This window comes from Micromonospora sp. NPDC049060 (assembly GCF_040649055.1).
GTDB lineage: Bacteria > Actinomycetota > Actinomycetes > Mycobacteriales > Micromonosporaceae > Micromonospora > Micromonospora reichwaldensis.
This window is the reverse complement of record NZ_JBEZEV010000013.1, coordinates 87,121-94,932: the sequence shown is the minus strand read 5'-3', so window position 1 is coordinate 94,932 and position 7,812 is coordinate 87,121. Positions and strand designations below refer to the sequence as shown.

Here is a 7,812-nt window from a genome sequence, read left to right as displayed (position 1 = left end):
GCTTCTTGTCGGTGCCGTAGCGGTTGACGACGCTGGTCAGCGCGGCCCGGAAGCCCTCCTCGTGGGTGCCGCCCTCGTGCGGGTTGATCATGTGGTTATCGTCAGCGGCACGCGAGTCGCGAGCAGTGCCGTCACGATCAACCGGTTCCGACACGAGGAGCACGACGATCAGTAGGAAACCACAGCCAGAGGGCGGCCAGGCACCCGTCGTGCAGCGGGTCCGGATCCGGTACGCCAAGCGCGGCCCGCTGCGCTTCACGTCGCACCGGGACTTCGCCCGGGCGTTCGAGCGGGCGCTGCGCCGGGCGGGCGTGCCGATCGCCTTCTCCCAGGGCTTCACCCCGCACCCCAAGATCTCGTACGCCAGCGCGGCCCCGACGGGCGTGGCGAGCGAGGCGGAATACCTGGAGATCGGCCTCCGCGAGCAGGTCGACCCGGCGCAGTTGCGCGCCGCGCTGGACGCCGCCCTCTCGCCCGGTCTCGACGTGCTAGACGCCGTCGTGGCCGCCGGCGGGAGTCTTGCCGACCGGATCGAGGCGTCGCACTGGCGCATCGAGTTGCCCGAGGTCGACCCGGCCGTCCTGCAACGGGCGGTTTCCGCCTTCACGGCCGCCGAGGAAGTGCTGGTCGGGCGGATGACCAAGCAGGGCCGGCGCACCTTCGACGCCCGGGCAGCGGTGATACGCATCGATGTGATCGCGTCGCCGGAGACGCCTTCCGGGGCGCCGGCCGTACCGTGTGCGATACTCGAACTGGTCGTGCGGCAGGTCACCCCCTCCGTGCGGCCCGATGACGTCCTTTCCGGCCTCCGCGTGGTGGCCGACCTGGAGCCGCCGGTCTCACCGAGGGTGATCCGGCTGGCACAGGGCACGCTGACCGCGCAGGATGCGATCGCGGATCCGTTGGAAGCGGACCGCGACGGGGCAACCATCGGTGAACGCTGACCGTCGGTCGACGTTCAGGTAGGCAGACTTCGGCGGTCGCGCACCGTGCGCGCCCGGCGGAAACACTTTTGCGGCGACCCTGCGTGGCAGCGCTCACCCGCGCCCGGGGCAGCCAGAACTGGAGAACGTCCATGCTCGAGAACGAGCCCGAGGGCGGCGAACGGACCGGTTCACAGCCGGCCGACGAGACCGCTGACAGCAGCACCGTCGAGAACGCCGCCGGGGCGGAGAACGCCGCCGGGGCGGAGAACGCCGCCGGCACCGCCGACGCCGGCACCGGCGGGGCCGAGCAGGCCCCGGCCGCGCCGGTCCGACGGCGTACGACCCGGCGACGGGCCACGCCGCTCAACCAGCCGGAGCAGACCGAGGTGCCGGTCGAGGCGTCGACGGCGCCCGTGCCGGGCAGCGGCGAGGCGCTCCAGGCCGAGGTGTTCGCCCCCGTCTCCGGTGATCTCGACGCCGCCCCGAAGGCGACGCGCCGCCGCCGCAAGGCCACCACCGCGAAGGCCGCCGAGGACACCAGCGCGCCGCCCGCCGAGGCCGCCGGGCAGGCCCCCGAGGTCGCCGCGCCGCCCGCCGCGGAGGCACCGCCCGCGGCGGACCAGGCACCCGCCGAGCCGGCCGCGCCGCCGGCCAAGGCGACGCGTACCCGCCGGAAGAAGGCCGCCCCCGCCGCGGCCGAGCCGGCCGCGGAGACCCCGACCGACGCCCTCGGGGCCGGTACCGCGCCCACGGAGCAGCCGCCGGCCGCCGCCGGCATCGAGCCGGAGGCCGGCACCGGGTTCGGCGCCGCCGCCCCGCCCGCCGCGGTCAGCGGCGCGGAGAGCCGTTCCGGCGAGGTCCCGCCCGGCGTGGCGGTCACCCCGCCCGCCGAGGAGGAGCCGACCGAGGCCGTCGAGCCGGTCGTCGAGCCGGAGCCGGTCGTCGAGCCCGAGCCGCGCACCCGCCGCCGGCGGGCCGCGCTCTCCGCGCCCACCGTGCTGTTCATGGCTCCGCAGCCGGAGGACGTCCCGGTCGCCCGGGTCGTGGCTCCCGCTCCGGAACCGGAGCCGGAGGAGCCCGCCGCCGAGGAACCGGCCGAGCCGGCGCGCCGCCGCCGGCGTGGCCGCCGCGACGTCGAGGCGGTCGAGGTCGTCGAGCCCGAGGAGCCGACCGAGGAGGCCGAGGAAGCCGCCGAGGACGAAGACGAGGACGAGGACGAGAGCGCCGCGGCCCGCCGCCGGCGCCGCCGTGGCCGTCGCGGCCGTGGCCGGGGCAAGGGCGGCGCGGAGGACGCCGAGGACGAGGAGTCCGAGGAGGCCGCGCAGGCCGAGGCGGAGGAGTCCGAGGGTGACGAGGACGAGGAGGGTGAGGGCGGTGACGGGCTGACCCGTCGCCGTCGTCGTCGCCGCCGCCGGGGCGCCGGTGACGTCGAGGCGGGCGCCGACGACGGCGTGCCGACCGTCGTCAAGATCCGCGAGCCGCGCAAGACCGTCGACGAGGTGCAGGGCGTCTCCGGCTCCACCCGACTGGAGGCCAAGCGTCAGCGCCGCCGCGACGGCCGCGAGCAGCGCCGGACCCGGCCGCCGATCCTCAGCGAGTCGGAGTTCCTGGCCCGCCGGGAGGCCGTCGACCGGGTGATGGCGGTACGCCAGCGCGGCGACCGGACCCAGATCGCCGTCCTGGAGGACGGGGTGCTCGTCGAGCACTACGTCACCCGCAACTCCTCCGGCACCATGGCCGGCAACGTCTACCTCGGCAAGGTGCAGAACGTCCTGCCCAGCATGGAGGCGGCGTTCGTCGACATCGGGCGCGGCCGCAACGCCGTCCTCTACGCCGGCGAGGTCAACTGGGACACCACCGGCCTGGAGGGGCGGGCCCGCTCCATCGAGCAGGCGCTGCGCTCCGGCGACTCGGTGCTGGTGCAGGTCACCAAGGACCCGATCGGCCACAAGGGCGCCCGGCTGACCAGCCACATCGCGCTCTCCGGCCGGCACCTGGTCTACGTGCCCCACGGCAATGCGTCCGGCATCAGCCGCAAGCTGCCCGACACCGAGCGCAAGCGGCTGCGGGACGTGCTGAAGAAGCTGGTGCCGGACGGCGCGGGCGTGATCGTCCGGACGGCTGCCGAGGGCGCCAGCGAGGACGAGCTGGCGCGCGACGTCAAGCGGCTCCAGGCGCAGTGGGAGGACATCCAGGCCAAGGCGGCCGAGGGCGGCGCCCCGGTGCTGCTCTACGAGGAGCCGGACCTGGTCATCCGGGTCGTCCGGGACCTGTTCAACGAGGACTTCCGCGAGCTGGTGATCGAGGGCGAGCAGTCGTACGACATCGTCGAGTCGTACCTGTCGCACGTCTCGCCGGACCTGGTCGCCCGGCTGCGCCGGCACGTCGGCGCGGCCGACGTCTTCGCCGAGTACCGGATCGACGAGCAGATCATCAAGGGGCTGGACCGCAAGGTCTTCCTCCCCTCGGGCGGGTCGCTGGTGATCGACCGGACCGAGGCGATGACGGTCATCGACGTCAACACCGGCAAGTACACCGGCTCCGGGGGCAACCTGGAGGAGACGGTGACCCGGAACAACCTGGAGGCGGCGGAGGAGATCGTCCGCCAGCTCCGGCTGCGCGACCTCGGCGGCATCGTGGTGATCGACTTCATCGACATGGTGCTGGAGTCCAACCGCGAGCTGGTGCTGCGCCGGCTGACCGAGTGCCTGGGCCGGGACCGCACCAAGCACCAGGTCACCGAGATCACCTCGCTCGGGCTGGTGCAGATGACCCGCAAGCGGATCGGCGCGGGCCTGCTGGAGGCGTTCAGCGAGACCTGCGAGTGCTGCAAGGGCCGGGGCCTGATCATGCACACCGAGCCGGTGCCGGAGAAGCCGCGTTCCGGCGGTGGCGGTGCGGGGGAGAAGGTCAAGGCGGTCGCCTCGGCCGTGGCCACCCCGGCCGCACCGGAGCAGGGCGCCGGTACCTCCCGCCGGCGGGCGCGCAAGAGCGCGCCGGCCGAGCGCACCGTGGCCGAGGTCACCGAGACCGACGCCGACGCCGCTCCGGACGCCGAGTACCACGACACCATGGGCTACGACCTGTCCCGCTACGAGGCGGACACCGCCGCCGCCGGGGAGGTCGCCGACAGCCAGACGGGCGAGTCGGCGCGGCTGGCCGCCCCGGACGACCCGGACGCGCTCTCCGACGCCGACGGCGACGAGTCGGAGGGGGGCTCCGGTCGGCGCCGGTCCCGCCGCAGCGGCGCGCGGCGGCGTACCCGGCCGTGACCGGCTGACCGACCCGACGTGTGACAGGGCCCCTTCCCGGTGATGTCCGGCGGGAGGGGCCCTGTCGTATGGTCGATCCCCGGCCACGATCGGCCGCCTGCGGTCAGGAGAAGAACGATGCGCCGTCTGCTCGCCGTCACCGCGCTCACCGCCGTCCTGCTCTCCGGCGCCGGGTGCGCGGCCGAGCGCCCGGAGCGGGCCGACCCAACCGGCGGCGCACCGAGCGGTGGCGTCACGCCGGGCGGATCCGTCGGTGGCGGGGCGCCGGGCACCGGGCCGGGGGCCGGCAGCGGGGCGGCCGGCGGCAACGCGCCCGAGGTGTGTGCCGCGGCACAGCGGGCCGGCGAGACGGCCGTACGGACGTACGTCGAGGAACTCGGCAAGATGGTCGCGGCGGTCGGGGCGGACGACGCCGCGGCGGCCCGGACCGCCCGGGGCCGGATCTCCACCGCGCTTACCGACTGGCGCAGCACGCTGCGGCGCGAGTCGACCCGGGCCGAGGACGCGCAGCTCAAGACCCTCCTCGCGGACATGGCTGCGGAGGTCGGCACGCTGGGCACCGACGTCGACTCGATCGACGAGACCGGGCTCGACCGGCTCCGGCAGCGCCTCGACCAGCTCTGCGCCCGCTGACCGGCGGGGCCCGGTTTGGGCGTCGGCCCTCCGATGGCGTACGCTGGCCTGCGGTGCACTTTGGTGTACCGAGTTCTCGCGTGCCCGCGCCGCCGTGCCTCTGCTACCCGGCGAGCCGCCGCGGGAACGACCGACCGGCAACGGTGGGAAAAGACGCTAGCAGCCTCAACGACAGGGAGTCCGCCTCCGATGTACGCGATCGTCAAGACCGGCGGCAAGCAGTACAAGGTCGCCGAGGGCGACGTGATCGAGGTCGAGAAGCTCGTCGGTGCCCCCGGCGACGCGGTGAAGCTCACCGCGGTGCTCCTCGTCGACGGTGACGACCTGGTGACCGACGCGGCGAAGCTTGCCAAGGTCGCGGTGTCCGGCGAGATCGCCGCGCACACCAAGGGCCCGAAGATCCGGATCCACAAGTTCAAGAACAAGACCGGCTACCACAAGCGCCAGGGTCACCGCCAGCCGTTGACCCAGGTCAAGGTGACCGGCATCTCCAGCGGGAAGTAGGTCGTCCTCAGATGGCTCACAAAAAGGGTGCGTCCAGCTCGCGCAACGGCCGTGACTCCGCGGCGCAGCGGCTCGGCGTGAAGCGCTTCGGTGGTCAGGTCGTCAGCGCGGGTGAGATCCTCATCCGTCAGCGTGGCACCAAGTTCCACCCCGGTGACCTGGTCGGCCGCGGCGGGGACGACACGCTCTTCGCGCTGGCCGCCGGTTCGGTCCAGTTCGGCACCAAGCGCGGTCGCAAGACCGTCAGCATCGTGCCGCAGCAGTAGTTCGAAGGCGTTGCGGGCCGCGGACCTCGTGTCCCGGCCCGCTTCGCTTTTTTCGTGCGGGGCGTGAACCTCGCTGGAAGGATTGACGCCCGTGGCGACGTTCGTTGACCGGGTCGTCCTGCACCTGCAGGCCGGCGATGGTGGGCACGGTTGTGTCTCGATCCACCGGGAGAAGTTCAAGCCGTTCGGCGGCCCCGACGGCGGCAACGGCGGGCACGGCGGCAGCGTGTCCCTGGTGGTCGACCCGCAGGTGACGACGCTGCTGGACTTCCACTTCCGCCCGCACGTGAAGGCCGAGAACGGCAAGGGTGGCGCCGGGTCGAACCGGGACGGCGCGAACGGCCGCAACCTCGTGCTCAAGGTGCCGAACGGCACCGTGGTGCAGACCCCCGACGGCACCGTCCTGGCCGACATGGTCGGCACCGGCACGACCTTCGAGGTGGCCCGGGGCGGGCGCGGCGGCCGGGGCAACGCGTCGCTGGCCAACGCCCGGCGCAAGGCTCCCGGCTTCGCCGAGCTGGGCGAGCCCGGCGAGCAGCTCGACGTGGTGCTGGAGCTCAAGAGCGTCGCCGACGTGGGGCTGGTGGGCTTCCCGTCGGCCGGCAAGTCGTCGCTGATCTCGGTGATCTCCGCCGCCAAGCCGAAGATCGCCGACTACCCGTTCACCACCCTCGTGCCCAACCTGGGCGTGGTCCGGCTGGACAACCACACCTTCACCGTCGCCGACGTGCCCGGCCTGATCCCCGGGGCGGCCACCGGCAAGGGCCTCGGCCTGGAGTTCCTGCGGCACATCGAGCGCTGCGCGGTGCTGGTGCACGTCATCGACACCGCCACCCTGGAGCCCGGCCGGGACCCGGTCGCCGACATCGACACCATCGAGGCCGAGCTGACCGAGTACGGCGGCCTGGCCGACCGTCCCCGGCTGGTGGCGCTCAACAAGGTCGACGTGCCCGACGGCCGGGACCTGGCCGAGATCGTCCGCCCCGACCTGGAGGAGCGCGGTTTCCGGGTGTTCGAGGTCTCCGCGGCGACCCGGGAGGGGCTCAAGGAGCTCATGTACGCCATGGCGGACCTGGTGGAGCAGGGGCGCAAGGCCGCGCCGCCGGCCGAGGCGACCCGGATCGTGATCCGGCCCCAGGCGGTCGACGACGCCGGCTTCACCATCGAGGCCGCGCCGGACGGCGCCTGGGTCGTGCACGGCGTCCGTCCCGAGCGATGGGTGCGGCAGACGAACTTCGACAACGACGAGGCCGTGGGCTACCTGGCCGACCGGCTGGCCCGCCTGGGTGTCGAGGAGAAGCTGGGCAAGGCCGGCGCGGAACCGGGCGACCTGGTCCGGATCGGCGAGCGGGAGTTCGACTGGCAGCCGACCCTCTACGCCGGGGCCGACTTCATCCCCGGCAACCGGGGCACCGACGTCCGGCTGGAGGAGAAGTCCACCCGGGCGTCCGCCGCGGAGCGGCTGGCGGCCCGCAAGGCCCGCCGGCAGCGCCCGGAGGACGACGTCGAGGGCACCGACGCCGACGTCTCCGACGACGTCGACCCGGCGGACGGCTTCGGCGCCGCCGGGCCGGTCCGGGAGGCCGAGCCGTTCGACGGGCCCGGTCCGTCCCAGGGACCCGCCCCGTCCCGCATCGCGGCGGCGGGCGACGCCGAATAGCCCGCCCCGGCGGGCGACGCCGAATGGCTCGTCGCGCTCCGTGCGCGGGTCGACTGCCGGAAACCTGCCCGAAATCGCCGCCGCCTAGCGTGGCCTGATGCTGATCGAGTCCCGCCCCGCCACCGATGCGGAGATCGACGCCCTGGTCGCCGCCCAGCAGCGCGAGCTGCGGGCGGCCGACGGTGGGCTGGACGGTCAGGCGACCGTCACCCACGACGACATCCGCTACCTGGTGGTGGTCGCCGACGGGCGGGCGGTCGCCTGCGGCGGGATCCAGGCGCTCGACGCGGGCACCGGCGAGGTGAAGCGGATGTACGTCCGCCCGGCCTACCGGGGGCGGGGCATCGCCCGGCAGCTGCTGACCGCGCTGGAGGAACTGGCCTTCCAGCAGGGGTACGCGGTTCTGCGCCTGGAGACCGGCACGTACCTGCCGGCCGCGATCGGGCTCTACACCTCCAGCGGGTACGAGCCGATCCCGGTCTACGGCGAGTACGTCGGCAACCCGTACAGCGTGTGCTTCGCCAAGCGGCTGCGCGTGCCGGCCTGACCGG

The 7,812-nt window shown here is 74.0% G+C and carries 7 protein-coding genes; all 7 read left to right on the top strand.

All coding sequences use genetic code 11. The features are described 5' to 3' along the window. Nucleotides 1-209: 209 nt before the first annotated feature. The 7 genes from AB0B83_RS08730 (at nt 210) to AB0B83_RS08700 (ending at nt 7,808) form a co-directional block, all read left to right on the top strand. The gene (locus tag AB0B83_RS08730; RefSeq protein WP_357577646.1) at nt 210-944 is read left to right on the top strand and encodes a TIGR03936 family radical SAM-associated protein; all 735 of its coding nucleotides are present in this window, start codon (nt 210-212) and stop codon (nt 942-944) included. Nucleotides 945-1,075: 131 nt separating this feature from the next. Beyond that, nucleotides 1,076-4,198, top strand: a complete 3,123-nt coding sequence (locus tag AB0B83_RS08725; RefSeq protein ID WP_357577645.1) for an Rne/Rng family ribonuclease — start codon at nt 1,076-1,078, stop codon at nt 4,196-4,198. Between the two features lie 117 nt (nt 4,199-4,315). Continuing rightward, the gene (locus AB0B83_RS08720; protein WP_357577644.1) at nt 4,316-4,831 is read left to right on the top strand and encodes a hypothetical protein; all 516 of its coding nucleotides are present in this window, start codon (nt 4,316-4,318) and stop codon (nt 4,829-4,831) included. 189 nt (nt 4,832-5,020) lie between these two features. Continuing rightward, a complete protein-coding gene (rplU, locus tag AB0B83_RS08715; protein ID WP_088975625.1) occupies nt 5,021-5,335 on the top strand; it encodes a 50S ribosomal protein L21 in 315 nt (104 codons plus the stop codon). Nucleotides 5,336-5,346: 11 nt separating this feature from the next. After that, complete coding sequence (gene rpmA / locus AB0B83_RS08710) at nt 5,347-5,601, top strand: 50S ribosomal protein L27 (RefSeq protein ID WP_013288010.1); 255 nt, start codon at nt 5,347-5,349, stop codon at nt 5,599-5,601. A gap of 91 nt (nt 5,602-5,692) precedes the next feature. Next, nucleotides 5,693-7,261 (top strand): GTPase ObgE, encoded by a 1,569-nt coding sequence (obgE, locus tag AB0B83_RS08705; protein WP_357577643.1) that lies wholly within the window; start codon nt 5,693-5,695, stop codon nt 7,259-7,261. A 97-nt stretch (nt 7,262-7,358) separates the two neighbouring features. Then, nucleotides 7,359-7,808: a GNAT family N-acetyltransferase gene (locus tag AB0B83_RS08700; protein ID WP_357577642.1), complete on the top strand. Its 450-nt coding sequence runs from the start codon at nt 7,359-7,361 to the stop codon at nt 7,806-7,808. Nucleotides 7,809-7,812: the final 4 nt, after the last annotated feature.

Coding starts and splice junctions, on each gene's coding strand:
- AB0B83_RS08725 (WP_357577645.1), top strand. CDS start 1,076: ATGCTCGAGAACGAGCCCGAGGGCGGCGAACGGACCGGTTCACAGCCG.
- AB0B83_RS08720 (WP_357577644.1), top strand. CDS start 4,316: ATGCGCCGTCTGCTCGCCGTCACCGCGCTCACCGCCGTCCTGCTCTCC.
- rplU (WP_088975625.1), top strand. CDS start 5,021: ATGTACGCGATCGTCAAGACCGGCGGCAAGCAGTACAAGGTCGCCGAG.
- rpmA (WP_013288010.1), top strand. CDS start 5,347: ATGGCTCACAAAAAGGGTGCGTCCAGCTCGCGCAACGGCCGTGACTCC.
- AB0B83_RS08700 (WP_357577642.1), top strand. CDS start 7,359: ATGCTGATCGAGTCCCGCCCCGCCACCGATGCGGAGATCGACGCCCTG.